We start from the raw sequence: 25,569 nt of genomic DNA, 5'->3' as shown, positions 1-25,569 counted from the left end.
AGACTAGGTAAACAGACAAGCCCCCAAAACAAGAAAGCCTGCATAATTAACTTATGCAGGCTTTCGTTTTTATTTGGCTTTACTTTCGGTTACTTGAACTTAGAGCAGTTATTTAACTTCTAGGCTATCCACATCGATAGTTAAGCTATTCCAATCTTTATCCACTTCACCACGCAATACTACAGTATGCTCGGTTGTAACAGTACGGCCGTGCCATTTGTCGTTATCAATCTCTACAGTGATTTCACCTGTTGAATCAGCAAAGATGTAGTCTTCATCACCTAGTGAGCTTTTAATCTTACCAGTCAGTACAACCTTAGTATCATCACTGGCATCTTTTGCTTCTTTAATCGTTTCGATGATTGCAGTGCCATGACGTGGGCCATCAAAACCACCTTGAGTGGATGTCTGCGCTTTCGCCGCAGGTGCTGGAGAAACCACTTCTGCCATAGCAATAGAAGGAACTGACATTAATGCTGCAAGCGAAATTGTTAATAGTGTTTTGTTCATGGCTTTTACCCTTATTATTGTAAATTTGCGCTAGCCTGTTGGCTGTATAATGCGTCGATGTGAAACAGTATATTTGGGCAAGTGTGAAAAAAACGTGAAGCTTCTAAAATGTATTTAATTTTTACCCATTAATATTATGCGGATATAATTCTGATACTTGAAAATAAAAGGGTTTAACATGAAAAAAGTCATTACTCTCTCTTCCATTGTTCTAGCCACATTAACACTAGCTGCATGTTCAAAAGAGGAACCTAAAACACAAATTCCAAATCCAGCCGCTACTTTTTGTATCGATCAAGGTGGGGAATTTTCAATCAATAAAACAGACAAAGGTGATGTAGGGTTCTGCACCCTAAAAGACGGTTCTCAAGTAGATGCTTGGCAATACTTCCGTGAAAACAATAAAGACAAGTCTTAAACTTCAAATTACTCTACGTAGAAAACTCACCATTTTCATCCGTAGAGTCAATTCATACTCTTCAAGCTTTACTCTCAAGCAAACAATGCCCGAATTGGCGGGCGATTACCCGAAATTTCTAAGCTGCCTGTGCGGCAGTGAACAAATACAGTAGATAAAACGCCCCACATAGCAGTTTCTAAGCTGCCTGTGCGGCAGTGAACCCGTTTTTAAATGGTCGTGTATTGATAATGATTTTCTAAGCTGCCTATCCGGCAGTGAACAAGATCGTTACACCACACAAGTTGTCGTTAAATTTCTAAGCTGCCTATTCGGCAGTGAAGATTTAGGCGTTTATTGTGAATATCCTGAAAACTTTCTAAGCTGCCTATTCGGCAGTGAAGCCACAAGGCCCGCACCAACAAGCGCCCACATATTTCTAAGCTGCCTATTCGGCAGTGAAGGGCAAACGAGCAACGTAATTAGATGGTTTAGTTTTCTAAGCTGCCTATTCGGCAGTGAAGTGCTGCTTTGTTTTTAGGGTGTCTTCTTTATTTTTCTAAGCTGCCTATTCGGCAGTGAAGAGCGAATGCGCCCACGTATGATGATTACAAAATTTCTAAGCTGCCTATTCGGCAGTGAAGTTTTCTAAGAATTCACGCCATGTTGATAGAAATTTCTAAGCTGCCTATTCGGCAGTGAAGAAGGAAAGCGTTACGAACGTCTGTTAAAGAATTTTCTAAGCTGCCTATTCGGCAGTGAAGCAAACTTCTTCAAGCGGCTGCTTCTTCATATTTTTCTAAGCTGCCTATTCGGCAGTGAAGTGATCAAACTAACTTTGAAAAGCTAAGACAAATTTCTAAGCTGCCTATTCGGCAGTGAAGACCAGCACAACGTGTTTGTGAAATGGTTCAACTTTCTAAGCTGCCTATTCGGCAGTGAAGTCTACCTCTGAATGGCAAGAAAGCGATTTAGTTTTCTAAGCTGCCTATTCGGCAGTGAAGTATGCTGTCGTCTTTTAGTGCCTCGGCTTTTCTTTCTAAGCTGCCTATTCGGCAGTGAAGGTTCAAGTGGTTTTGTTAATAATGCAGTTCGTTTTCTAAGCTGCCTATTCGGCAGTGAAGGATTGATGAGACAGCCATTCGATAACCAAATGTTTCTAAGCTGCCTATTCGGCAGTGAAGTGGATGGAAAAATCAACCTAGCGCAGATTTTATTTCTAAGCTGCCTATTCGGCAGTGAAGTAACTGAGGGCTTTTTGTCTAAATTAGTCATATTTCTAAGCTGCCTATTCGGCAGTGAAGGTGGTTACGTCAAACACGTGTTGATTATTATTTTTCTAAGCTGCCTATTCGGCAGTGAAGTTTGCGGTGATACTTTTCAACTACTGCATTACTTTCTAAGCTGCCTATTCGGCAGTGAAGTTGCACGGCCTATCTTTGACCAATCTGCAAATTTTCTAAGCTGCCTATTCGGCAGTGAAGATTTTATTCATCTAACATCCTTATTCGTTATTTTTCTAAGCTGCCTATTCGGCAGTGAAGCCACAAGGCCCGCACCAATCAGCGCCCACATATTTCTAAGCTGCCTATTCGGCAGTGAAGATCAATTGAGTGCAATGGGTGCGCTTCCGTCCTTTCTAAGCTGCCTATTCGGCAGTGAAGATCGAAAGGATAAGCGCCTAGTATCATCTAAATTTCTAAGCTGCCTATTCGGCAGTGAAGTATTTCTGCCAGATTTTACGGTGTAGTTTGATTTTCTAAGCTGCCTATTCGGCAGTGAAGCGTCACCGCCTAGCGGGGTGCTTGCGATTGCGTTTCTAAGCTGCCTATTCGGCAGTGAAGGCTGATGTTGGCGATTGGAAAGCGTTCTGCATTTTCTAAGCTGCCTATTCGGCAGTGAAGAATTGGCGGTTAATTTTTAGCTGTCAAATTGGTTTCTAAGCTGCCTATTCGGCAGTGAAGAATCAGAGGATAAATGTTGAGTTTTTGATACATTTCTAAGCTGCCTATTCGGCAGTGAAGGTAAATCAGAAGAAGAAAAACCATATAAAACATTTCTAAGCTGCCTATTCGGCAGTGAAGCGCCAGTGGGTGACAATCTCGCGTTATATCTTTTTCTAAGCTGCCTATTCGGCAGTGAAGTGAGTGACGTCAAACGGCCATAGCTCAGGAACTTTCTAAGCTGCCTATTCGGCAGTGAAGAGCAGCTTCATAAACAATACGTAAAGCAAAATTTTCTAAGCTGCCTATTCGGCAGTGAAGTTTGATGATAGTTATCAAGACCAAATTAATGATTTCTAAGCTGCCTATTCGGCAGTGAAGCTGGTAATTATAAATATGATCGCGTCTCAACATTTCTAAGCTGCCTATTCGGCAGTGAAGAATCACCTATGTCATTTGAGCATTGGCCATCATTTCTAAGCTGCCTATTCGGCAGTGAAGAATAGAATATCAGGAATAAAATAAGCTACAACTGATAGTTAGGTAAAAATACCCTTTTGTACCTTGTTAAAAACCATCAGATGTAACCCATTGTTTTTAAGTCGTATTTTTAAAGATCAAAAATAAAGGGTCAAATGACCCTTTTCTTATATCTAACTAAAGCATTATCGATTAATTACTTTAGAACCAAGGTACTGTAGCCGTTTTACTTAAACCAAATAGATCAAACTTCCCCTCTATAGGCTCTTTAGCGATTTCACTAAAACGTAAATATCGACGGTGCTTATGTCCATTAGAGCTACTTTCTAGTTCCAAATATGGATGTTCTAAGCCTTTTGTAAACATTTTTGCTTTGTATTTATTAATATCTGTATCGCTTATGCTTCCTCGCTTAAGCAAACGCTTTAACTTAGATTGCGACATATTGCTTTGAATCCGTGAAATTGTGCGATACTCACACGTGGGAGGAGCCAACTGGATTTCACTTACATCACAGTAACCAACTAACCCACCGAGCCAATTAAGATCAGAAAAGTGTTGAAGCATGTTCCTATTACTATGTACACGAATAACTCGCCCTAGTACAACTTGATATTTGGGAAAACTTACTCCAATAGAATCTGATTTAAGCATCACTAAAGCTTTATGTAACTTCGTGTAAACTTTGTTTAGCAGCACATTTTCACGCATTTCCGCATCGGGCTTTAAAGTGATTTCAATATAACTGTCCACTATTACCTCCTATATCCGTATATTGCTGACGTAAGCCAAACCCTTCTTACCTAAATAAAATGAGGAAACTCCTGCATTTTCGATAAGTTGTGAGAGTTCCTTTGCCCTTTCACGAGGAATATCTATTTCAATAACTAACTGCCCAGAAGCTTTCGTCATTAAATGTCGAGTTTTTCCAATACCTTTAACTAATTCCTCTCGCATATAGGGATTACCCCATATTTTTTTCTTTTCCCCAGTTGTGTATCGCCCCATAAAATCTTTTTTAGTAAAGCCGTTATTAGAGATGCCCCCTATACCACCTGCTTTTGTTTTAGCACTGCTCATATCATACTTATCACTAAGCCTTTCTATTTGTAGATAAAGTGCCGAGCAATACATGCTAATTGGTAGTACTAGCCCTTTATTATTAATACCTTTAAACTTTTCAAATTTATCAGAAAGGTATTGGTAAGCTTCTGCTAGCTCACCTTCTTTTTCTATTGGCTTTTGTTTATTTATCTCTTCTAGTCTCGCAATTAATGATAATGGCTCTACTGAAATGAAGTTAAAGCTCACTTCTTTACCTAAGATAAAGCTGATTAAATCTGGCATATCTAACGATAATACCCCCCAGAAATACTCTGCATAATCAGAAGTAAAAATAGGGTCATTCACTTTAATCATTCCAGTGAAGGCATTTTGATCTGTACTGCCTGTAATATTTCTTATATATGTCATTTCAGCATTGACTGACTTCGGCTTATCATCAAACCTAACAAGCGATTCTATCTCTTTAAAAAAGTAATTTTCACTATTTCTAGATTGATAAAGCTTACGCTGATCACCTATTAAACGATTTAGCACTCCCATTACGGTATCAATAGTCACTTCTCGCCTAATAAAGTTTTCTGGCTTACTACGTTCATTTAAACTTTTTAATGAACCGATAAATTTCCGTCCTGTTTTAGGTAGTACATCATTGTTACTACCTTCAAGAAACGAGTTCCTCCAACTGGATTCATATTCTATGGTTATTTTCATAACCACCTCTACTTGGCTTCAAAGTAAACTGCAAAATCAGTTTGAGGTTGAGAACTTATTTCACTTTCATCACGCTTAATACGCATCATTTTATTACTATCGTTATAATCAACAAGCACCTCATCAACATACATATATGATTTAGCTTGGCGGATAGATAGCTCTGAAATGAGATCTAGGGTAAACTTCACTAGCACTTTCATTGCATCTTGATTTAATAAAATTCCATTTTCACCCTCATCAAAAATCGTCCCTTTACGCACATAATTACTATGAAATGTCGCTTTCGGTGATGATTCAGGAACAAGTGTTTGAATAAACTCTGCTACTGATTTAGCAACTTCTTCACCTTGCCCTTCTTTAATTTGCATCGCTTCACGATCGAATTTTTTATCAAGAGAAATAAACTGCAATTGTTCAATACTAATTGAACCATAAGAAATGTACTTGGTATCACCAAATGTAGTCTTTGAGAAAAAGGATGAACTATCTCGTTCACCTGCTTGACCAAACTGTTCAAAGTTTCCATTACCTAATTGATCAACAAAATCTTCTATTAATAAGGGGCTTGTACGCTTATTTTGGCTGTTTGGTACAACATAACCTCTCACTAATCCAGTTACTGATGATAATACTTTCATTAAGTTATCTAGCTTTGCTTTATTCGCATAATGAATATCAAAAGCTTGTGATCTGAATAGGTGATGGCGTATACAGTTTTGGCTGATGTAAAGTGGCGTTTCCTTAAAGTCGATATCGGTAGCCTGCTTTTTGTATTTATAACCTGTTTCTTCTTTTGACTTACCCGTCAAGTTTGTATAGCCTCGAAGTTTAGGTAATGTATGATTATTTAGCTCCGTCCCTTTTTCTCCCATTAGCGCTGTCGGCCCGTTCCAGTTCACTACGCCGTGACCTAACGCGACAATCTTAAAATCGACACTTTTAATTCCTGTTACTTTTTCCATGTATTTTTCCCTTCTTAGTTTATGATTGAATAATTTTGCTGAATGGCATTGCACCAATTACTTGTTTGGTGCCCTTTAAGTAATAAATGGCAGATTCATCATTTTCGTTTTCACCTAATTTTGATAGTAAATCTGATGGTGTATAACTTAAGTAAATTGGAAACTGAGGCTCTACTGCAGCCCCTTCTAAAACCTGCTTACGCAAGCCAATATTTTTAGCGGTAATCCCTTTACTTGGGCTAGTTTCATCTATTTGGTGGTGCTTTTTGGCTACGTAATCAATGATCCCTGCGTTGCGCAGCAAATTCAGGGACTCTGTATAACAATTTGAAAAGTCACTATCCGTCTCTCGCCAATCAACGGCGTACTCATTAGTAATCGTAAAGTTATCGAAGCTTTCAATATCCATCACAACCATTTGCACAAAGCGACTATCACCCCGTAGTGATGATTTTTTCAATTTCTTTTTATCACTGGCTTTTTGTTTTTTTATAAAACGAATTGGGTCATGTACTTTTGCAACAATAACTTTGACACTTTCTTTTAATGCCGCAATCAAATCTAGCCTTACCGCTTCTTGCCCTTGATTAGATTGATAAAAGGATTCATAAAGCTGGTAAATCTCATTAATAGTTAAAGGTTGCTCTGGTAAGTTCTTTTGTAAAAACTCATACCACGCATAGGCACTTCGATAGCTATTACTACCATTTAAAAATCGAGCACAATTACAGGTGATTTTGCCATTAGATTCCGGAATAACTTTCGGTATAGCAACCGTATATTGATTAATAGACTGACTCTCGCTAAAACGGTCTAAACGCCCTAAACGCTGCAAAAAGTTTTCCGCCGTTGTAAATTCACTTGTCATTTGAGAGCACGTGATATTAAGCGCAGCTTGCACTATCGGACCACTTCGTAGTACATCAAATTCTCTACTCCCTTTCGCTTTAAAACTTTCATACACTTTGCTGAAAATGGCTTGTTTGTCTTTTGTTTTAAATTTTCCATGAAACACAATCGCATTTTCAATTGTTTGGTTTTTAATAAAAGCTTGCTGAGCTAATGTTGCTGTATTACTGATAACAATAGTGTTTTTCGGTTGTACTTTAAATAGAGGATTATTTTGATCTTGTTGTGCTTCATCAAACAATTCGAAATTGATTTGATATTGGCTCTGATTAAAACTCTGTATCGACTTGGTGTCTTGGTTATCTATTTCTAAAATATTTTTAATAAAGCTATAATTAGGTGTTGCTGAAACAAGTAATGTATTGGCACGACTCCCCATTAATTTTTTCGCTTGCACTAACTCGGCAAACAGTAAGTTAAATGCAGGCATGGGGATATATTCGTGAAATTCATCAAACACAATGTGACTATTTAAAAAATCGGTAAGTACCGTCACATTGGTATGCGTAGTAATACTATTAATGATCTGATCGATCGTCGTTAATACAATATCGCCTGAAAATTCTTTGCCTTGTAAGGTGAGTTCTTGTTCACCTTGATTATTAATATACTTAAACTCCCCTGTACAAATTTCAATTTTTCCTGACGGTAGATATTCATCACTTATCAGATCTTGGTAAAGTCCTTCACATACTTGCACGCGTGGACAAATCCAAATGATCTTCTTAGCCTCACTTAATTTTGCCCATTCCAAAGCAATTTTTGTTTTACCACAACCTGCAGGGCCGTTAAGTACCGCAACGTGCTCTACGTCTAGTAACGATTTAGCTGTAACCGCTTGTTCGATATTTCGTTTACTATTTGGATATTGTTGCTCAAAACCAGCTAAGCAATCTTGTATTTGCTGGGCTAAGTTACTCTCCTGTTTGAGTGTTTTCTCAACCAATAAATTCAACGTGCCAGTTGCTATGTAATTACTCAACTCTTCTGAACTTAATGCAGAAATTTGACGATCAGCACTTATCACACAAGATCTTAAAATATCAGTTTTACTATTAAATTTAATGTCATCAATATAAGGTTTAAACGATTCTTCACATTCGTATTGTTTATAACATGGTAATTCTGTTTTACGGAATCCTGAGGTTAGATCTTCACTATATTTAATTGAGCATTTTCTAAAGTCAGCACTTAAATTCGATTGAGTATAATTGTTTTGGATATCTACCACATCGTGTAGTAACAATTCTGCATGTGCTACTAACTCTTGTATACCTTTATCTTTATATATGACATTCAGTTTACGATGCACATCATTGATCTTTATATATTCATCTTTACGAATTGGCTTGGCATGATGCCAAAAAATCGTGTGCTCAATATATTCAACTAACCCTTTATTTGGGAGAACAGCCTCAAGCCCTATAAACTGACATAGCCATAACGAAATCTCATTGTGTCTAGGATGTTTTTCAAAAGAAAACTTAACAGCATCGATATGTACCCCATCATCTTGTAGTTCTACTAATTGCTTTTTATTTTTATTGATCGCTTTTTCAAGCCAAGCTCGGTATTCAGGGTCTAATTTACCAATATCATGTAAACATCCACTTACAAAAGCGGCTTGCCTTAAGCCTGATTGCTCACTGCCGAATAACTGCTCAATTAATAGTGCTGCTACAGTGCCGACAGCAAATAGATGCTCTGAAAGTAACTGTTTTTGTGTATTTGCATAAACTACTTCTGACATAATTTTTGTTTCATCCATTTTGATATCATTCACTTCGGTGTAATTTACCGGCACTACACCCTCTAAATTAAACTTACTCTTATTCCCCACCACCCACAAAAATTGGCTTCTTGATCTGGAACGAATCCAATGACAACTAACCGCAGTACTCCGACTGGCTGTTTTTCTTAGCATCCTTTTAACGGTTTGTAGACCATCTTCGGTAATGACAGTTTGCCAAGTGTTGTCGCCAATTCTATTTGCGAAAGCATCCAGCACTCGGCGGGTTTTCTTGAGGGCGTTCTTCTCGCATTGAGAAACAAAGGTCACCATCATAATGATTGCTCCTGTTACTCTTCGGGTAGTGCTATCGCTTTTACAGTATTAAACATATATTCGAGCGATTTATTATCGGTGAAGGCTTGTAAAACTTGCTGACGAAACTCTTGTTGGCTATCGCCTTCTTTGGCGCAGATAAATGCCCAAGGTAGAACAACCGCATCTTTGATGAGATCAGCAACATCGAACACTAAAGCTCCACGGCGAGTTTTACCATGCATGACAGCAAAACCATGTGGTATTCCAAGTACCCATAAAGTAGTTGCTGCTAATCCATAAGCTAAGTAATTACCATGGTTTAAAAAATCATTCGCTAGGTCTGTAGATTGGTGCTGGCGTTTAAAATTAGTTTGCTTAGTGGCATTCGCAGCATAACGGTATAAACGCTTAGTCAGTTGAGCTTCGGTGAGTAATAATTCTTGCTGTTTGGTTGCTTCATCTGTGCGAGTATAAAAATCGTCAAGAAAAGCTTGGATTTGTTTATCGTCAAAATCAAAGCCTTCCATTTTTAGTTCACGGTTGTTCTGCCACGTCTTTTGTAAATACTGAATGCGAGCTAGTTGAAACTGCTTGGCTGCGGCAAGCCTTTTGTCATTATCAAACCAAAAACCCAACCAGCCTTGTAAATATTCAGTCGGTCGATATTCACTTTGAGGCGTTAACCACTCTATGGGTTGTTCGGCATCGTTCGCCATATAAAGAGGGCTTCCCCCGCCACCAGAAAACCCAACTAATACTCCTGCCTGTGCCAGCATTCTCATTGCAGCTTGAGTAATAGAAGTACCATTACCTAGAAGTAGAACGGTGGTATTTGCGATTGGAATATTGAAATATAGGTTTTCTTTAGAGCTTTCTGTTAAATATAAAACTCGGCCATCTTTTTGCATCACTCGACAATATTCTAAATAAAATATATTGGCGCGCTTTGAATGCAAAATGGCTTTCAAATCTGATGGGCTAAAATCATCCATAATATTCTTCCTCAATTTGACTATGGATAACTTAACAAAACCTTTGCTTCATTCAATCCTGTAAATATCCCCATGTAAACTTACTTTACACTGTTACCGACTTTCTCTTTTAATCGTATAACCAAGGTTCTATTTCCTTTTGATTATGTAAAATAAGTTGCTGTGCTTCTGGTACTTTGTGCCAATGCCCATAGTTTATTTGCATTGCTTTTAATACATAGCTGACTAATGCCGCTTGGGTTTTTATGACTAATTGCCCATCGTCCATGTTGTAATCTTTCATTAGGATTTGCTGCTGCATGGTATTAAGCCTTGGATCGGGAGCAAGAATAATCCTAACTTCCGTATTCCATGCACAATCGTCTAATGAGGAAACGTGAGATGCCCCAAGTACTTCGGGCTCACTATGAAATCGAGTTAATACTAGATCTCTAAAGCTTTGGGATTTTTCACAATATCCACGTACATGCCATCGAATTCCAGTGTAAACAAAGGTATGGGGATGAAAAATTCGGCCATCTTTTTCTGGGTGGGAAATTGAAACGTAGTCGACTTCAAGCTTTTGTTTTTCTCGTATTGCTTGGATTAAACGACGAATGACAAGTGGTGATACATTACGAACCGGAAGCTCAATTTGGTAAGCATCTGATTGAATATGACTATGTTTAAGGAAATTTAAGTTACGACTATGCAGCCAACTAAGGTATTCATCGGCATTCTTGGAAATTAAAAATGGAGAAAACGTTTCTAAGCCTGATGTATGTAAATGCTTAGATTCAAGTTTAATAGGTTGGTATTGCTGACTATACAAATGAATATCTTTACTCACTTGTTGCCGAGTAATATTGAATTGCTCAGTAATTTGCTTTTTGGTAAAGCCCCCTTCCCAATAAAGCAATAACTCCATAAATTGAAAACGTATTCTCTGTTGCCCAAGCTTCATAATCCCTCCGAAACGGTGAAGATTGAGAATACGCTATCTTATAAAATTTATTTTAGGTCTAGATCTAAAATTGTTGAGGTCACCTTTTATCCCTATTACCCAAACACTACCCTAGCCTTAAATAACTTACCGTCATTTTCGGTATTAAACTGCCAATTCATTCGGTTGCATACTCGTTCGATAATGACCAAGCCGCAGCCGTAACCGGAATTGTGCATGTCGTTACCATCATGTTGGTTTGTGACGATTAAGCTTTTATCGGTTAATTCCACGACGATATCGCCGATGCTATAACTAAAGGCATTCTTTAATAAATTCGCCATCACAATATCAATAAAGCTTGATGGCGCATCGACTGTGCACGGATCGACTTCTTTTAATTGGTAGCTAGCATCTTGTTTTGAGAAGTGCTCAGACATATTTTCTAGCACTGTATGAATATGCTCAGACAGTGACTCACGACTAATATGGTGCGCTTCAATGTCTTCTTTACCTAGTAACAAAAATGCCTCTGTTAAGATCTGCATTTGGTTACCGGCATACTCAATACGATTAACGGCTTTAGTTGCCACGCGAGGCATATCAGGCACTTTACGCAGCAATTCGGTCGAACCTTTGATCACCATAATGGGCGTACGCAGTTCATGTGAAGCAAAGCGACTAAACTCTTGTTCACGTTGAAAGTAAGAGGCAATTTTGGCTTTATTATCTAATAGGGTGTATTCAATACTTCGGGTTTCTTTATACGGCGTATCGACCACAAAATCTGGCTTATCAGGTGCCATCGAGTCAATTTTGCCCTCAATCTGAATCAATGGGCGCGAAAATAAACGAACAAAATACAAGCCGTAAGCCATTACCGCCATTAGGAAAACCGCACCGACTAAAAAGGTAATAAGGTGAAGGTTGTCTTCGTATTCATCTAGATAATCATCGGCATCATCTTGGAAAACCACATATAACCAACCGCTGCCAGATGGGTGCTTAGTGACTAGAAAGTGTTTATCTTCTGGGCCGAGTTGCTCTTCAAAAAAACCGGGGGTTTGATAAGGTTCTAACCACTCTGGGTGTTCTTCTTTTGACCAATAAGTATCGAGTTCTTGCGGATCAGGTTTATCCGCTTTGAAACCATAACGTCGATAATTTTTTAAATATTCTTTGGTTTCAGTGGTTAATCTATGCTCAAGGCTAATCACTTCTAATCGGTCTTGGGCAAAATAAATCAGCCCCCAAAATAGCAAGAACATCACGCTAGTAAGCACGATAAAGGTTAGGCGTATTTTCTTAAAAAAACTGGGCGCGTTAGTCATTCTTTAATCGATACCCTTGACCATGTAGAGTTTCCAATCGAGTTGAATCAAAGCCTTTATCAAGCGCATTTCTCAAACCGTAAATATGACTACGCAATGAATCACTTGATGGGCTTTCTTCTCCCCACACTTCATTGATCACCGCCTCTTTTGAGACTACTGCTGGTGCGTTTTTAAGGAGTAATTTGAAGATCGTACGCTGGATTTTACTTAATTTAATCGGCTGACCAGAACGAGTGACTTCATTGGTTTGTAAGTTCATCGATAGATCGGCAAAACTTAAATTACCAACATCAAGTCTTGGCCCACGACGATGTAGTGCATGCAAACGTAAGCACAACTCTTCCATGGCAAAAGGCTTATTTAAGAAGTCATCACCACCTGAATTAAACGCTTCAATTTTATCGTTCAAAGTATCTTTAGCAGTTAAAAATAGAATCGGCGTATTACAAAATAGCTCTTCACGCAGCTTTTTCACCGCGCTGATACCATCCATTTTAGGCATCATAATGTCCATAATAATCACATCATAATGGTTCTCTTCAATAAGCTTTAATGCACTCTCTCCGTGATAAGCACAGTCAGCGACAATACCTTCAAGCTCTAAATAGTCCATTATCGTTTCAACAACACTATGCGTATCATCCACAATTAACACTTTCATGACTTTATAGACCTTCCTCTGACTTTGTGTGTTTTTTTCTTCACGTTTTCTTTACGTTTGGCCGATTAAGATACCTGTAAATCAACTACTCCTACAATACAAATATAAAAAATAAGGTTTATTATGAAAAAGACAATTTTATGCTTATCGGTTGCAGCGCTACTTTCAGCTTGTGGTGGTAGTGATAGCGATTCATCAAATAGCAGCAATACAACATCTACCCCTTCACAACTGAATGGTATGGCTACTCAAGTTACTGACACTCATGTCACCATCAATGACTACCAATTAAATGCTCAATCAGCTGAAATCAGCTACGACGACCAAGCCATGACGATGCAAGATATTCAGCAAGGCATGCGTATTGAAGTCGAAACAGACCGTTCGGGTAATGCTGAAGAAATTGAAATCGATCCAAATCTTGTCGGAATCGTTTCAGCTGTTAATGCTGACTCAATTGTGGTCAATGGTGTCACTATTTCCACAGCAGGTGTCGCAACCACATTTACTAAAGACAACTGGGTATTCGCGAATGGTTACTTCAATGATGCTGGTGAATGGCAATCGGAAGGTGTTTTCTCAGTAACAACAATGCATGAAGCTGAAATTGAAGGCATGGTTTCTCAGTTAACTGCTCACAGTTTCTTTATTGGTTCAACGGAAATTGATTACAGCACCGCTCATGTTGATTTAGATGATGCACATACACTTGCCAATGGCGATTGGGTTGAAATCGAAGGCTATATGAATGATAACAGTGGTGTGTTTGTGGCCTCTGAAGTCGAAGTTGAAAATGACGATCAATACAGTGATATGGAATTAGAAGGCACGATCACTTGGGTGAACAATGAGCAAACGTCTATCGAACTCAACGGCCGCACTCAAGTTGCAATTACTGCTAACACAGATTTTGATGATGGTGAACAAGCTGACCTTATCGAAGGTGCTCGCATTGAAGCTGATTTAATTAATGGGGATTCAGGTCTTGAAGCAACTGAAATTGAGTTTGAGGATGGTTCAGGCTCTCAAACTCAATCTAGTGTGAAGTTTGCACTGTCTGGCACTGCAACGTTAATTGATGATACTAGTTTCTCAATTAATGGTTATGAATTTATTACTGACAGCCGTACTCAATTTGAAAATAGTTTAACCATGGCAAGCATTGATAATAGAGACATTGAAATTGAAGGCGTAGAATCAACGGATGCGAACGGTACTACTATTTACCTAGTCAAAGAAGTGGAAGAACTAGAAGCTAACGATAATGATATCGACCTAGAAGGTTCTATTGAGAATGGCATGCTTTGGGGCTATAGCAGCATTGATGGCTCACTTGATAATAACGGCTCTCGCACTGATGTTGAGTGTACTTTAGTCAACCTAAACACCGATGTTTCTAACTGTCGCGTAGATGACTAATCTTATTATTACCAAAGATAGCTAAACTAAAATGGCGCTTGGAAAATTAATCCAGGCGCCATTTTCTATTGGAACTTATTCAAATATACCGATCATAAGAGCTTTACAGCTTTTGCAATTCAGCCTTTAATTGTTCAAGCTCTTGCTTATCTTCAGCAATTTTTTGTTTGTATTTTTCGACTTTATCAAGCTCTTGGTCTTGAATCGCTTCTGCTAAATCATCTTGATGCTCTGCCAAGTCATCCATTACATCATCAATGTCGTCTTGTAGATCGTCTTTCAATCCATCTACCGTACAGTGATCTTTCACTTCCGTTAACGCTTTTTGTAAACCGGCTTCTTTATTGGAATTATTGTGCTGTTTAGCGAATTCAATTTGCTTTTCAATTTGGCAAACTTTTGCCTCACAACCAGACAAACCACTACACTCCTGTGCTGCAACAGAACCAAAAGACATTAACGCAGCAAAAACTGACATTGCGACAGTAATACGTTTCATAATATTATCCATAAAATGTATATAAAAGAGGGTAAATATAACTCATGATGTTGTTTTGTTGACAACACAATGTCAATTTATTTTATATGGTTATTAATAAAAATGGCCACTTAAAAGCGACCATTCATTACATTCTGATATTAAATAAAACTGCGCTAATAAGCCTAGTTAATTTGCCAGACTCAGCATGCAGTCATCATACTGGCAACCATTTGATGTGCACTTTTCGGCATGGGTTTTATTTCACTTAAGTATTCGTGAATTTCTTTGGGGGTCAAGGTACAACCACGATCAGTAAAGTGCATGATTTGATAAGTGGTGGCGATTTTAGAAATAGTGAACTCATCACGACCGGGTGAAAACGGAGAGAACATCCAACGTAAGTTCGCAACTTGCTCTTGAGTTGCATATTCTTCTTTTGGTTTGAACTGGTAGACGTTTGTCATCATGCTGATCCTTTTATCTCTTTTTCTCACTGCACAAAAACACCGCAGTAATCTTACTGTTTATCACTTGCCTTTCAGCCGAAGCTGTTAGGGTTAAACGTATTCTGAGCGGACTTTATGCCCGCACAAAACACTGTTTAAATATACAGTATAAATTTACTGTTTGTCTAATGTTATTTAGCTAGAAAAAACACGGTGAGTGTCAGAGTAAAATTTTCCGCCACTTTCGATTTTCAGACATAAAAAAGGCCGCTTAATTAAGCGGCCAATTTAGTATTACTAGTCCAGTTTATTCACGTCCAGAAACTCTACTCTCTTCCGTACACGTTATTTTCTTGCTCTTGAACACGGATAAAGGTAGTGCGCTTAGTTAGCTCTTTAAGCTTCGCTGCGCCAACATAGGTACAAGTTGAGCGTACACCACCTAGGATATCGTTAATGGTGTCATGCACAGTTCCACGGAACGGAATTAACACTGTTTTACCTTCCGCTGCACGGTACTTGGCTACACCACCTGAGTGCTTCTTCATTGCAGACTGGCTACTCATGCCGTAGAACTTCATGAAGGTTTTGCCATCTTGCTCAATGCGCTCACCGCCTGATTCTTCATGGCCAGCTAACATACCGCCTAGCATTACGAAATCTGCACCGCCACCAAAGGCTTTCGATACATCACCCGCACATGTACAACCACCGTCACCGATGATCATGCCACCTAGGCCGTGAGCAGCATCGCCACATTCGATAATAGCGGAGAGCTGTGGGTAGCCGACGCCGGTTTTCACGCGAGTCGTACATACAGAACCTGGGCCAATACCAACTTTAACGATATCTGCACCAGCGAGAATAAGCTCTTCAACCATATCACCAGTAACGACGTTACCTGCGCTGATCACTTTATCAGGGAACGCTTCACGAACTTTCATTACGTAGTCAACTAAGTGCTCAGAATAACCATTCGCGATATCAATACAGATAAAGATCAAATCATCGCTCATTGCCATGATGTCTTTGGTTTTTTGAAAATCAGCTTCTGAAGTACCGGTTGATACCATTGCGTTATTTAATACGCTCGCATCGTTTGATTCGATAAAGCCTTTCCAGTCTTCTACTGAGTAGTGTTTATGAATCGCAGTCATTACACCATGTTCTGCTAACGCTTTCGCCATATCGAAACTACCAACAGAATCCATATTAGCCGCAATAACCGGTACACCAGACCATTGACGTCCGCTGTGCTTGAACGTAAAATCGCGGGTTAAATTTACTTGAGAACGACTTTTTAATGTTGAACGCTTCGGGCGGAATAACACATCTTTAAAGCCTAACTTAAGTTCTTGTTCGATACGCATAATGCAAATTTCCTTAATTACATAGAGTGTATGCGTCCTTTTGGCGCGGCAATCGTGTATCTATTGCATGCGAGATGATTACTTTGGCAGAAGTGCTCATCTATATTTCGGACACAAAAAAACCGGAGCGTTGGCAGACGCTCCGGTTTTCAGCATTATAGGCTGTGATTTTTTTATTGCTAGTCTGCTATTTTAAATTTTTTTGTGATATCTTACGTCAGATAGCAACTCAAAAACTGACTATTCAGTCAACACTATTTCCAATAGATTCCATTATTTATCAATCGGTTATGGGAAAAATGTAAGAATTGCAATCCGAAAAATCACCGCAAATACTAATAAGCTCACCCCAAACTTATAAAACTTGAACTCGCTCACTGTCATATCAACACGTTTATAGAAAACCGTCACAACTCCTTTCCAATCTTGGCTACGCTTTCCATATTCAAATAAGCTAAATAGAACGCATGCAATACCAGAGAGCAGCACCGCTTTTTCAAACACAACCAAAAACATTTCCATTGTTATCCCCTCTCCCTTTTCACCTTTAAAATTACTATGCCGTGTTCTGCGGAAAAGATCTGTAGAACTTAAGTCGAATTGATACCTCGGCGATAAATACTTATTCCAGATTAGACAGACAAAAAAAGAGCCGATCATCGCTGATCGGCCCTAAGCATAATATTATAGCAGTGTCGCTAAAGAGTGTTGATTACAGTTGAGCTGATGCTACGTAATCTTCTAGTTCTTGAACGCTTACTGTAGTGATTAGTTCGTTGTTTGCGTAGAACGCAACAGCATCACCAGTTTTAACGCCACGTAGAGTTTTCTGAGTGCCGTTTACGTAAGAAATGTTCATTTCTAGCGTGTTGTTGTCGATTTTTTGGATAGTTGTGTTTTCAACGTCAGCAACGTTAGCTTGAACTGGAGCGCCAGTTAGAGAGCTATCTACTTTATCGTTCACTTTTAACCAAGCTTCAACACTTGTATCAACAAGCGCTGGAGATTTGTTAGTGATGATGTTTTTGCCAGTCCAGAACTCAATTGAGTTGAAGATGAATAAATCGGCTACAGAAGCAATACCGTAAACTGGGCTGAGAAGAAGGAAAACGCCTTCACGCGCATAACGGTTATCAACAGCCATTAAGTTAACTTTAGTTACTAGGCCTGTTACGCCCATTTGACCCATACAGCCACTTAGAGTTGTAACGCCAAGTGCTGCTACGATCGCCACTTTCAACTTTTTCATAATATATACTCGCTTTTAATGTTTTTAGAAATGCTTAGTAAATTTAGCACACTGCCATGAATAGGATAAACTTTTTTACCTTATTTTTGAAGTAGGTAGAGTCAAAACACCACAAAGCCAGCAGTTTCATGCCCTAAGCCATCCACGCCGCAAAGGATTTAGCAGTCAAACATTCAACATACTGATTTTTCTAAGAGTTTATTTAACATCAGACTTGGTGATAAAAAATTAAATTCCTAGCTTCGATTGTTTCTTTTTCTATTAACGACTTATTTGCTATTCTTGCTGATAAAGCACTTAATTAAATGGGTTTTTCTCGGTATTCATATGAAATTAAAACACCTATCCCTGTTATTTTTGATCACCCTTTTTTCAGGCTGTGCCGTCTATACCGGATTAAATTACGATGATTTATTCGGTAAAGCACAAGTTCAAGATAGAACCCCAGAATACAACAGTAAAGCCGCTCAGCATTTTGTTAATGAAATAAAGCCCATTTTGGATAATCGCTGCGTGGTTTGCCATGCCTGTTATGATGCGCCTTGTCAGTTAAAACTCTCTTCGGTTGAAGGTATCGATCGTGGTGCGAACAAAAGCCTTGTTTATCAAGGGACTCGCCTTACCGCCTCTAACCCAACGCGTTTATTTGAAGATGCGCAAACCACGGAGCAATGGCGTGATATTGGCTTCCACCCTATTTTGAATGAACGTTCACAAATTCCAGAAGCGAACTTAGAAGCTGGTTTGGTTGCTCGTCTATTAGAACAAAAGCAAGCTCACCCATTACCCGATCAAAAACAATTAGAAGGTTTTGATTTTAATATCGATCGTGAGCAACAGTGCCCAACCATTGAAAGCCTAGACCAATATCAGGCTGACTACCCAACGTGGGGAATGCCTTATGGAATGCCTGCGTTAAATAATACTGAGCACAACAAATTAATGGCATGGTTATCTAGCGGCGCAACAATGACAGCGCATGCGCCATTATCAGATGCTCAGCAAGCTGAAGTAAAAAAATGGGAAGCCTTTTTCAATGGTGACTCACTAAAACAGCAGCTCACTAGCCGTTATATTTATGAGCACTTATTTTTATCGCATCTCTATTTTGCCGATCACTTAAAGGCAACTAAAGATACACCTATTCAATTTTTTGCTTTGGTTCGTTCAACCACACCACCAGGTCAACCTGTTAATCGTATTGCCACCCGTCGACCTTACGATGATCCCAATGTTGAGCGCGTTTATTACCGCTTAGTCGCCTACCCTGCAACTATTGTTGATAAAACCCACCAGCCTTACGCACTCGATGATAATAAGCTGACTCGTATTCAAGAACTGTTTATCAAACCAGACTATGACGTAAAAGAGCTACCTAGTTATAAACCAACAGTAGCAGCTAACCCAATGACTGCCTTTGCAGCCTTACCGGTAGAAGCTCGTTATAACTTCATGTTGGATAACGCGCAAAATACCATTATGAGCTTTATTAAAGGCCCAGTGTGTCGAGGCCAATTAGCGCTGAATGTTATTAATGACCGCTTTTGGGTGTTCTTTGTTGACCCTAAAACCGCTCAACTACCCAATGTTAAAAAGTTCTATTATGACCAAACGGACAACTTAAAATTACCATCAGAAAAACAAAGTAATGTTGTACCTACTTATCAATGGGTTGCTTATTCTGAGCAGCAAGCTCGTTACTTAAAAGCCAAAACCCAAGCAATGAATCATTGGTTCGAAAATGGTACTCATTTAACTACCGACCTCGTATGGGACGGTGGCGGTATAAATGATAATGCTGCCTTAACCATATTCCGCCACTTTGATAGTGCCTCGGTCGTCAAAGGCTTAGTAGGTAAACCGCCTAAGACCGCTTGGATAATTGACTATGCGTTATTAGAACGAATTCAATATTTATTGGTCGATGGATTCGATGTGTACGGCAACTTCGGCCACCAGCTGATGACTCGTATGTTTATGGATTTCTTACGAATGGAAGGCGAGGAAAACTTCTTATCCTTACTACCAATTAAAGACAGGCATGAGTTAATGGAAAGCTGGTATCAAGATCCATCACCACAGCTAAGCGCCTTTATTCAGCGTGATGTGAAAACATTTGAGCAACCCAGCAGCATTCAATATAAAACCGATAAGCCGCAAGATGAATTGTATGCCATGCTGGAAAAACGTTTAGAGCCGGTGCTTGGTCATCGATATGAAATTCGAGATACCGGATTATCACCACAAAACGAAGCGATTTTGCGTAAGATTGATGATATTAAAGACAAAGGGTTACGCCAAGTACCGCAGTTAGTGACGGTTCTTATCACCACAGATAGCGGTAAAGATCAGGTATTTACCCTAATTCACAATAACGCTCATACCAATATCTCGAGCTTATTTGATGAAGAAAGTAACCGTGATCTTGAAAATGATGATCTGACGTTTGTGAAAGGTGTCGTCGGTAGTTACCCTGCCGCCTTTATGCAGGTACAAGAAAAAGACATTGCCGATTTTTATCAAGGTTTATCCAGCATTAAAGAAGATCAAGACTACGTCACTTTGCTAGATAAATATGGTATTCGACGCAGTGATCCTGATTTTTGGGCCTTTAGTGACAAGTTACATAAATGGTATGAAAACGACCAACCGATAGAATCCGGTCTACTTGATTATAACCGCTTCGAAAATCGATAATCAGTCAATAAATATCAAATATACAAAACAGGCTTGAAGCGATATTCAAGCCTGTTTCTTTATGCTTACTCTATGATCTAGATATTTTAAATCGATTTAAGACAGAAACTCACGACTAAAGTGAGTAACCTGATCTACCAACCTTTTCTTTTCTTCATCACTAATAAAACTTGCTTCAATCGCGTTGAGCGAGAAAGCTTGTAGCTCTTCCAGTGATACTGGTAAGGCTTCCGCTACCGCCATGAAGTTATCTGTCATATAACCGCCAAAATAAGCGGGATCATCAGAATTGATCGTGACACACAGCCCTTGTCGCAATAAGTCGACAATATTGTGATCGCTCATGCTCTCAAAGACTTTTAGTTGAGTGTTCGATAGCGGACAAACCGTTAATGGCGTGCGATCTTCAATTAGTTGTTTCACCAATTCAGGATCATCAACACAACGTACTCCGTGATCGACTCGCGACACACCGAGCAGCTTCATTGCATTATGAATATTAGCAGCCGGGCCTTCTTCACCCGCATGCGCTACCGTTAAAAAACCATGCCCAATCGCCGCTTCAAATACCTCTTTAAACTTTTCTGGCGGATACCCTTGCTCAGAAGAATCAAGCCCAACACCGATGATCTTATCTTTAAACGGCAACGCTTGTTTTAGGGTTTCAAAGGCCGAATCTTGATCTAAATGGCGCAAGAAACACATGATAATTTGGCTCGATATGCCAAGCTCCTCGCGCCCTTTTTGCATGGCTTTATCAATACCATTAATCACGGTTTCAAAAGCAATACCACGCGCAGTATGAGTTTGTGGATCAAAGAAAATTTCAGTATGAATCACGTTATCTTGCTTACAACGCAGTAGATAAGCCCAAGTTAAATCAAAGAAATCTTGTTCATTAATCAACACATTGGCACCTTGATAATAGATATCAAGAAACGACTGCAAATCCTCAAACTGATATGCGGCTTGCACTTCTTCAGGTGAATTAAATGGAATCTCGACGTTATTACGTCTAGCCAGTTCAAACATGAGATCTGGCTCAAGTGAACCTTCAATATGCAAATGCAATTCGACTTTTGGTAAGCCTTGGATAAACGCGGTTATATGTGGATTCATTGGTTACATCCTTTTCGATTAAAAATGAATGCGCAACGATTTTTCTTTTGTCCGGTAAACCTTTGCTCTAAATCGAGTATAGGTGACTTCTATCAATCAAGATAAGTAAGCTATCCAATTTAATCGGTTTAAAAGTTATGATTGATAGTATTGATACAAAGAGAAAACGATCGCCCGCTTACTCTTCGTAATCAGAATTTGAGGATTCTGGTAGAGACTCTCACACCTAGAACAAGCGGTTCAATCAGTGAGATTATACGAAAGGATTGTAGACTACTCTAAGCAGCCTAACTGGTGAGAATTTTGGAACAAAAGTGGTGAGAATGCAATCCCACCACTTCTTTTGGGTTGCAATATTAGGTATTACTGCGCGTTATCCCAATACTGATTCATAATACGGTTCGCTTGCTGCCAACGTTCTGTGGCTTGCAATTCTTTTAAACTAAAGCTCTGCTGCTTAAGTAAGTTCATTGCTTTTGGTACTTCTACGATTGGTAGGTTATCGAGCACTTCAACTGCTGATGGACGGTTATTACACATCAATACCATGTCACAGCCTGATTGCATTGATTTCAAAGAACGCTCGGCTGGTCCGCCCATAATCGCGGCACCTTCCATATTTAAATCATCAGAAAATACGATGCCTTTAAAACCTAGTTGATTACGCAATATATCTTTCAACCAATAAGGTGAACCGCTGGCTGGCTGGTCATCGTAATTAGGGTAAACCACATGCGCAGGCATCATGGCATCGAGAATTCCAGCGTCAATCTGAGCTTTAAAAATCGCCATGTCATTTTCAAAAATATCATTGCGATTATCAAATGGGGTTTCATAGTGCGAATCAACAATCACCCCACCATGGCCAGGAAAATGTTTACCTGTGGTTGCCATGCCAACTTGCTTCATGCCTTTCATATAGGCTGAGCTGTAGGTCAAAATAGTCTCAAGGTCTTCACCAAAAGCACGGCTACCAATCGCTTTACATTGAAAGGATTGATCGAGTACAGGTGCAAAGCTTAAATCGATATCGTGAGCAATCAATTCTGCCGCCATTAACCAACCACCAAGTTCTGCCGCTTCAACGCCATTTTTCATTTCAGCATAAGCTTGAGCCGGTGGGATTTTGGTAAAGCCATCACGGAAACGTTGTACACGACCGCCTTCTTGATCGACACCGATAAGAATAGGACGCTTGGCTGCTTGACGAATAGCATGATTTAACGCGATAAGTTGTTCATTATCATGGTAGTTGCGAGCAAATAAGATCACACCACCAACGGTTGGGTGCGCCAGAATTTCTTTATCTTCCGCATCAAGTTCATAGCCTTCAACGTCTAACCACAATGGACCCATTGCATTTTCCTTCTCAGTATCGAAATATTGCACCAAAATAATCGACAAACGTGATTTATGGTACTGATTTTAAGGTTTTATACGCTATTCTGACACTAATCATGTATGTTTAAAACTCTGTCTTTAAACTAATTAATTCATTACAGATGATTAGATTACGACTCAAAAGGTAAGCTATGGAAAAATATATCGGCATTATGTCTGGCACCAGTTTAGATGGTGTGGATACCGCATTAGTTGAAACCGATGGAAAGTCGATTCGCTTACTGGCGCAAGATTTTTTCACCATGCCAGAGGATTTAAAGCAAGACGTATTAGATGTGTGTATTGGCCAACAAACCACGTTACTGAAAATCGGCGAAATTGATCATCGGTTGGGTAAGGTTTTTGCCGATGCCGTGGATCAACTAATCGATAAAAACAGCTTAAATAGAAACGATATCAAAGCGATTGGTAGCCACGGCCAAACGGTGTTTCATGCGCCAGATTCTACTTACCCTTTCACCATGCAAATTGGTGATGCCAATATTATTGCCGCGCAAACTGGCATTACTACGGTTGCAGATTTTCGTCGTAAAGACATGGCATTAGGCGGTCAAGGTGCGCCACTCGTTCCTGCATTTCATAAAGCACTGTTTGATCACATTGATAATAATATCGTGATCTTAAATATCGGCGGCATTGCCAATATTTCCATCATTGATGGTGACCAAACATCAGGCTACGACACGGGCCCAGGCAACATGTTAATGGATTCTTGGGTTCAGAAGCACTTTGGTCAACCTTATGATAAAGATGCGGCTATTGCTCGATCTGGCAAGGTAGATCAACCTCTACTCAAAGCACTATTAGCAGAAAGATACCTACTGCTACCTGCTCCCAAAAGTACAGGACGAGAACTCTTTAACCTACCTTGGCTAGAACAAAAATTAACTGACTTTACTCTGAGTAATGAAGATGTGCTTGCCACGTTAGCCGAATTTACCGCGATCACCATTGCTAACGAAGTAGAAGAGTTCACTCAAACAAATCGTACGAATGAATTATTGGCTTGTGGCGGCGGTGCGAATAACCCATTGCTTATGGAAAAATTGCAACAACTACTTCCTGAGTGGCAAATAGGCAATACATTAAAATATGGTATTGATGCCGATTACATGGAAGCAATGGCTTTTGCTTGGCTCGCACACCAAACCATCAATGGTTTACCGGGTAACCTACCCGCTGCGACCGGAGCTTCACGTCTGGCGGTATTAGGCGCGATCTACTTACCTTCATAGCTAAATATTCAAAACCTCAATCAATTTAAAGCCAAAGTGTTCTGCATTTTGGCTTTTTTGTGAGATATAGATCACATTTAAGCATCACTTCTGGCAATACATCAAAACGTCATATAACAGACACTAATTCTTAACATTCCTATTCTAGAGTACTTCCAACACCAAGAAGACACGTAAGTCTCTAATTTAAAACATAGGATTTAAAACAATGAAAAAAGCAGTTCTAGCCACTTCAATTTTGGCAGCAATGGTTTCTACTTCTTCTCTAGCAGCAACCGTTTATAAAGATGATACATCTGAGCTGAAAATTGGCGGCCGTGCAGAAGCACGTTTCAATGTTTCAGATAACAATGAAGAATATGACCCAGCCACTGGCGATAAAATCGAAAGTGCATTTGATGATAAAAGCCGTGCTCGTCTAAGTATTTCTGGTACTACTCAAATCACAGACGGCCTTTCAGGTTTTGGTAAGTACGAAAACGAAGTTGACGGCTCTGATGGCATAAAAACTCGTTACCTATTCGGTGGTATTGGTACTCAAGCGGGTGATTTCTCTTACGGTAAACAAGATACTGCATTAGTGATGATCACTGACTTCACCGATACCATGGCAACGTTCGGCGCAGATGCCGATGATGCTGTTGCTTTACGTGCAGGTAGCGATAAGCAAGAAAACAACTTTGCTTATAAAGGTGAGTTTGGCGGCTTTACACTAGGTGCTAACTACCTTGCTGAAGAATTGGCAGACTCAGACCAATACGCAATTGCTGGTATGTACTCATTTGATTTCGGCCTAGATTTAGGTGTGGGTTACGCTGGTGGCAAAGTTGCTGACCAAGACGCGAACCAAGTAGATATCGGTGTACAATACTCTATTGCAGACTTCACTTTCGGTGCCCTTTATCTAATGAACTTTAGCGATGACATTACTGGTAACAGTGATGACAACGATGGCTACGAAATTTCAGCTCAATACAAATTGGATAAGTGGACTTTCGTTGGCGTATATAACTACGCAACGATGAACGATGGTGATGATGATGCAGTTGATAACGTTGCAATCGAAGCAGTTTACAAGTTCAACAGCAACCTACGCACTTACGCTGGTTACAAGTTTGAAATGATTGATGACCTAGATGACCAAATCCAAGCGGGTATCCGTTACGATTTCTAATCATTGGTAATCATTACCAAAACTAAAAGGCCTGAAACGATA

The 25,569-nt window shown here is 39.5% G+C and carries 21 protein-coding genes, 1 CRISPR repeat array and 1 riboswitch; of the genes, 5 read left to right on the top strand and 16 right to left on the bottom strand.

The annotated features are described in order from the left end of the window. Window positions 1–108: 108 nt before the first annotated feature. On the bottom strand, window positions 109–510 hold the full coding sequence (locus L3V25_RS03355; RefSeq protein WP_237294068.1) for a NirD/YgiW/YdeI family stress tolerance protein: 402 nt from the start codon (window positions 508–510) through the stop codon (window positions 109–111). A 178-nt stretch (window positions 511–688) separates the two neighbouring features. Between L3V25_RS03355 and L3V25_RS03350 the strand changes: the two genes are divergently transcribed. Beyond that, window positions 689–928, top strand: a complete 240-nt coding sequence (locus tag L3V25_RS03350; protein ID WP_237294067.1) for a DUF333 domain-containing protein — start codon at window positions 689–691, stop codon at window positions 926–928. Window positions 929–1,043: 115 nt separating this feature from the next. Beyond that, window positions 1,044–3,351: a CRISPR direct-repeat array (repeat unit 28 nt; unit sequence TTTCTAAGCTGCCTATTCGGCAGTGAAG). 180 nt (window positions 3,352–3,531) lie between these two features. On the opposite strand, the gene cas6f is transcribed toward L3V25_RS03350, so the two are convergent. From cas6f to L3V25_RS03310, 8 genes are all read right to left on the bottom strand, one after another. Continuing rightward, window positions 3,532–4,083, bottom strand: coding sequence for a type I-F CRISPR-associated endoribonuclease Cas6/Csy4 (gene cas6f, locus L3V25_RS03345; RefSeq protein ID WP_237294066.1), 552 nt, complete (start codon window positions 4,081–4,083; stop codon window positions 3,532–3,534). A gap of 9 nt (window positions 4,084–4,092) precedes the next feature. Beyond that, window positions 4,093–5,106 carry a type I-Fv CRISPR-associated protein Cas5fv gene (gene cas5fv / locus L3V25_RS03340; protein ID WP_237294065.1) on the bottom strand — a complete coding sequence of 338 codons (1,014 nt, stop codon included), beginning with the start codon at window positions 5,104–5,106 and terminating at the stop codon, window positions 4,093–4,095. A gap of 8 nt (window positions 5,107–5,114) precedes the next feature. Next, a complete protein-coding gene (gene cas7fv / locus L3V25_RS03335; protein WP_237294064.1) occupies window positions 5,115–6,071 on the bottom strand; it encodes a type I-Fv CRISPR-associated protein Cas7fv in 957 nt (318 codons plus the stop codon). A 19-nt stretch (window positions 6,072–6,090) separates the two neighbouring features. Beyond that, complete coding sequence (locus L3V25_RS03330; protein ID WP_237294063.1) at window positions 6,091–9,045, bottom strand: CRISPR-associated endonuclease Cas3''; 2,955 nt, start codon at window positions 9,043–9,045, stop codon at window positions 6,091–6,093. A 14-nt stretch (window positions 9,046–9,059) separates the two neighbouring features. After that, window positions 9,060–10,019: a type I-F CRISPR-associated endonuclease Cas1f gene (cas1f, locus tag L3V25_RS03325; protein ID WP_237294062.1), complete on the bottom strand. Its 960-nt coding sequence runs from the start codon at window positions 10,017–10,019 to the stop codon at window positions 9,060–9,062. A 109-nt stretch (window positions 10,020–10,128) separates the two neighbouring features. Beyond that, complete coding sequence (locus tag L3V25_RS03320) at window positions 10,129–10,962, bottom strand: WYL domain-containing protein (protein WP_237294061.1); 834 nt, start codon at window positions 10,960–10,962, stop codon at window positions 10,129–10,131. Between the two features lie 95 nt (window positions 10,963–11,057). After that, a complete protein-coding gene (locus tag L3V25_RS03315; RefSeq protein WP_237294060.1) occupies window positions 11,058–12,272 on the bottom strand; it encodes a HAMP domain-containing sensor histidine kinase in 1,215 nt (404 codons plus the stop codon). Then, window positions 12,265–12,936, bottom strand: coding sequence for a response regulator transcription factor (locus L3V25_RS03310; protein WP_237294059.1), 672 nt, complete (start codon window positions 12,934–12,936; stop codon window positions 12,265–12,267). Before L3V25_RS03310 ends, L3V25_RS03315 begins: the two co-directional genes overlap by 8 nt. Before the next feature lie 123 nt (window positions 12,937–13,059). Here L3V25_RS03310 and L3V25_RS03305 point away from each other — a divergent pair, with 123 nt between their 5' ends. Then, on the top strand, window positions 13,060–14,355 hold the full coding sequence (locus L3V25_RS03305) for a DUF5666 domain-containing protein (RefSeq protein ID WP_237294058.1): 1,296 nt from the start codon (window positions 13,060–13,062) through the stop codon (window positions 14,353–14,355). Between the two features lie 103 nt (window positions 14,356–14,458). On the opposite strand, the gene L3V25_RS03300 is transcribed toward L3V25_RS03305, so the two are convergent. The 5 genes from L3V25_RS03300 to L3V25_RS03280 all read right to left on the bottom strand — a co-directional run bounded on the left by L3V25_RS03300 (window position 14,459) and on the right by L3V25_RS03280 (window position 17,901). Next, complete coding sequence (locus L3V25_RS03300) at window positions 14,459–14,854, bottom strand: DUF1090 domain-containing protein (RefSeq protein WP_237294057.1); 396 nt, start codon at window positions 14,852–14,854, stop codon at window positions 14,459–14,461. A 182-nt stretch (window positions 14,855–15,036) separates the two neighbouring features. Continuing rightward, window positions 15,037–15,303, bottom strand: coding sequence for a hypothetical protein (locus L3V25_RS03295; protein WP_156888714.1), 267 nt, complete (start codon window positions 15,301–15,303; stop codon window positions 15,037–15,039). Window positions 15,304–15,608: 305 nt separating this feature from the next. After that, the gene (locus tag L3V25_RS03290; RefSeq protein ID WP_237294056.1) at window positions 15,609–16,652 is read right to left on the bottom strand and encodes a GMP reductase; all 1,044 of its coding nucleotides are present in this window, start codon (window positions 16,650–16,652) and stop codon (window positions 15,609–15,611) included. A 288-nt stretch (window positions 16,653–16,940) separates the two neighbouring features. Next, window positions 16,941–17,174, bottom strand: coding sequence for a hypothetical protein (locus tag L3V25_RS03285; RefSeq protein ID WP_237294055.1), 234 nt, complete (start codon window positions 17,172–17,174; stop codon window positions 16,941–16,943). A gap of 190 nt (window positions 17,175–17,364) precedes the next feature. Then, window positions 17,365–17,901 carry a DUF3332 domain-containing protein gene (locus tag L3V25_RS03280; protein WP_089124129.1) on the bottom strand — a complete coding sequence of 179 codons (537 nt, stop codon included), beginning with the start codon at window positions 17,899–17,901 and terminating at the stop codon, window positions 17,365–17,367. A gap of 327 nt (window positions 17,902–18,228) precedes the next feature. Between L3V25_RS03280 and L3V25_RS03275 the strand changes: the two genes are divergently transcribed. Further along, window positions 18,229–20,598, top strand: a complete 2,370-nt coding sequence (locus tag L3V25_RS03275) for a fatty acid cis/trans isomerase (RefSeq protein ID WP_237294054.1) — start codon at window positions 18,229–18,231, stop codon at window positions 20,596–20,598. 96 nt (window positions 20,599–20,694) lie between these two features. Here the strand turns inward: L3V25_RS03275 and L3V25_RS03270 are convergent, their stop codons facing one another. Beyond that, window positions 20,695–21,705 (bottom strand): adenosine deaminase, encoded by a 1,011-nt coding sequence (locus tag L3V25_RS03270; RefSeq protein ID WP_237294347.1) that lies wholly within the window; start codon window positions 21,703–21,705, stop codon window positions 20,695–20,697. A 180-nt stretch (window positions 21,706–21,885) separates the two neighbouring features. Next, a riboswitch (purine riboswitch) is annotated at window positions 21,886–21,998 on the bottom strand. A gap of 82 nt (window positions 21,999–22,080) precedes the next feature. Beyond that, on the bottom strand, window positions 22,081–23,073 hold the full coding sequence (gene nagZ, locus L3V25_RS03265; RefSeq protein WP_237294053.1) for a beta-N-acetylhexosaminidase: 993 nt from the start codon (window positions 23,071–23,073) through the stop codon (window positions 22,081–22,083). 176 nt (window positions 23,074–23,249) lie between these two features. Here nagZ and L3V25_RS03260 point away from each other — a divergent pair, with 176 nt between their 5' ends. Continuing rightward, entirely contained in the window at window positions 23,250–24,353 is a 1,104-nt protein-coding gene (locus L3V25_RS03260) for an anhydro-N-acetylmuramic acid kinase (RefSeq protein ID WP_237294052.1), read from the top strand. A 208-nt stretch (window positions 24,354–24,561) separates the two neighbouring features. Further along, window positions 24,562–25,527, top strand: coding sequence for a porin (locus L3V25_RS03255; protein ID WP_237294051.1), 966 nt, complete (start codon window positions 24,562–24,564; stop codon window positions 25,525–25,527). Window positions 25,528–25,569 lie beyond the last annotated feature (42 nt).

Origin of the sequence: Vibrio sp. CK2-1 (assembly GCF_021726515.1) — a bacterium.
Classification (GTDB): domain Bacteria; phylum Pseudomonadota; class Gammaproteobacteria; order Enterobacterales; family Vibrionaceae; genus Vibrio.
Note: the sequence above shows the minus strand (reverse complement) of the source record. Positions and strands in the feature narration are given on the sequence as shown.

What these genes read in the sequence shown, in the direction of transcription:
- L3V25_RS03355 (WP_237294068.1), bottom strand. Translation starts at nt 510, where the DNA reads ATGAACAAAACACTATTAACAATTTCGCTTGCAGCATTAATGTCAGTT.
- L3V25_RS03350 (WP_237294067.1), top strand. Translation starts at nt 689, where the DNA reads ATGAAAAAAGTCATTACTCTCTCTTCCATTGTTCTAGCCACATTAACA.
- cas5fv (WP_237294065.1), bottom strand. Translation starts at nt 5,106, where the DNA reads ATGAAAATAACCATAGAATATGAATCCAGTTGGAGGAACTCGTTTCTT.
- cas7fv (WP_237294064.1), bottom strand. Translation starts at nt 6,071, where the DNA reads ATGGAAAAAGTAACAGGAATTAAAAGTGTCGATTTTAAGATTGTCGCG.
- L3V25_RS03330 (WP_237294063.1), bottom strand. Translation starts at nt 9,045, where the DNA reads ATGATGGTGACCTTTGTTTCTCAATGCGAGAAGAACGCCCTCAAGAAA.
- cas1f (WP_237294062.1), bottom strand. Translation starts at nt 10,019, where the DNA reads ATGGATGATTTTAGCCCATCAGATTTGAAAGCCATTTTGCATTCAAAG.
- L3V25_RS03320 (WP_237294061.1), bottom strand. Translation starts at nt 10,962, where the DNA reads ATGAAGCTTGGGCAACAGAGAATACGTTTTCAATTTATGGAGTTATTG.
- L3V25_RS03315 (WP_237294060.1), bottom strand. Translation starts at nt 12,272, where the DNA reads ATGACTAACGCGCCCAGTTTTTTTAAGAAAATACGCCTAACCTTTATC.
- L3V25_RS03310 (WP_237294059.1), bottom strand. Translation starts at nt 12,936, where the DNA reads ATGAAAGTGTTAATTGTGGATGATACGCATAGTGTTGTTGAAACGATA.
- L3V25_RS03305 (WP_237294058.1), top strand. Translation starts at nt 13,060, where the DNA reads ATGAAAAAGACAATTTTATGCTTATCGGTTGCAGCGCTACTTTCAGCT.
- L3V25_RS03300 (WP_237294057.1), bottom strand. Translation starts at nt 14,854, where the DNA reads ATGAAACGTATTACTGTCGCAATGTCAGTTTTTGCTGCGTTAATGTCT.
- L3V25_RS03295 (WP_156888714.1), bottom strand. Translation starts at nt 15,303, where the DNA reads ATGATGACAAACGTCTACCAGTTCAAACCAAAAGAAGAATATGCAACT.
- L3V25_RS03290 (WP_237294056.1), bottom strand. Translation starts at nt 16,652, where the DNA reads ATGCGTATCGAACAAGAACTTAAGTTAGGCTTTAAAGATGTGTTATTC.
- L3V25_RS03285 (WP_237294055.1), bottom strand. Translation starts at nt 17,174, where the DNA reads ATGGAAATGTTTTTGGTTGTGTTTGAAAAAGCGGTGCTGCTCTCTGGT.
- L3V25_RS03280 (WP_089124129.1), bottom strand. Translation starts at nt 17,901, where the DNA reads ATGAAAAAGTTGAAAGTGGCGATCGTAGCAGCACTTGGCGTTACAACT.
- L3V25_RS03275 (WP_237294054.1), top strand. Translation starts at nt 18,229, where the DNA reads ATGAAATTAAAACACCTATCCCTGTTATTTTTGATCACCCTTTTTTCA.
- nagZ (WP_237294053.1), bottom strand. Translation starts at nt 23,073, where the DNA reads ATGGGTCCATTGTGGTTAGACGTTGAAGGCTATGAACTTGATGCGGAA.
- L3V25_RS03260 (WP_237294052.1), top strand. Translation starts at nt 23,250, where the DNA reads ATGGAAAAATATATCGGCATTATGTCTGGCACCAGTTTAGATGGTGTG.
- L3V25_RS03255 (WP_237294051.1), top strand. Translation starts at nt 24,562, where the DNA reads ATGAAAAAAGCAGTTCTAGCCACTTCAATTTTGGCAGCAATGGTTTCT.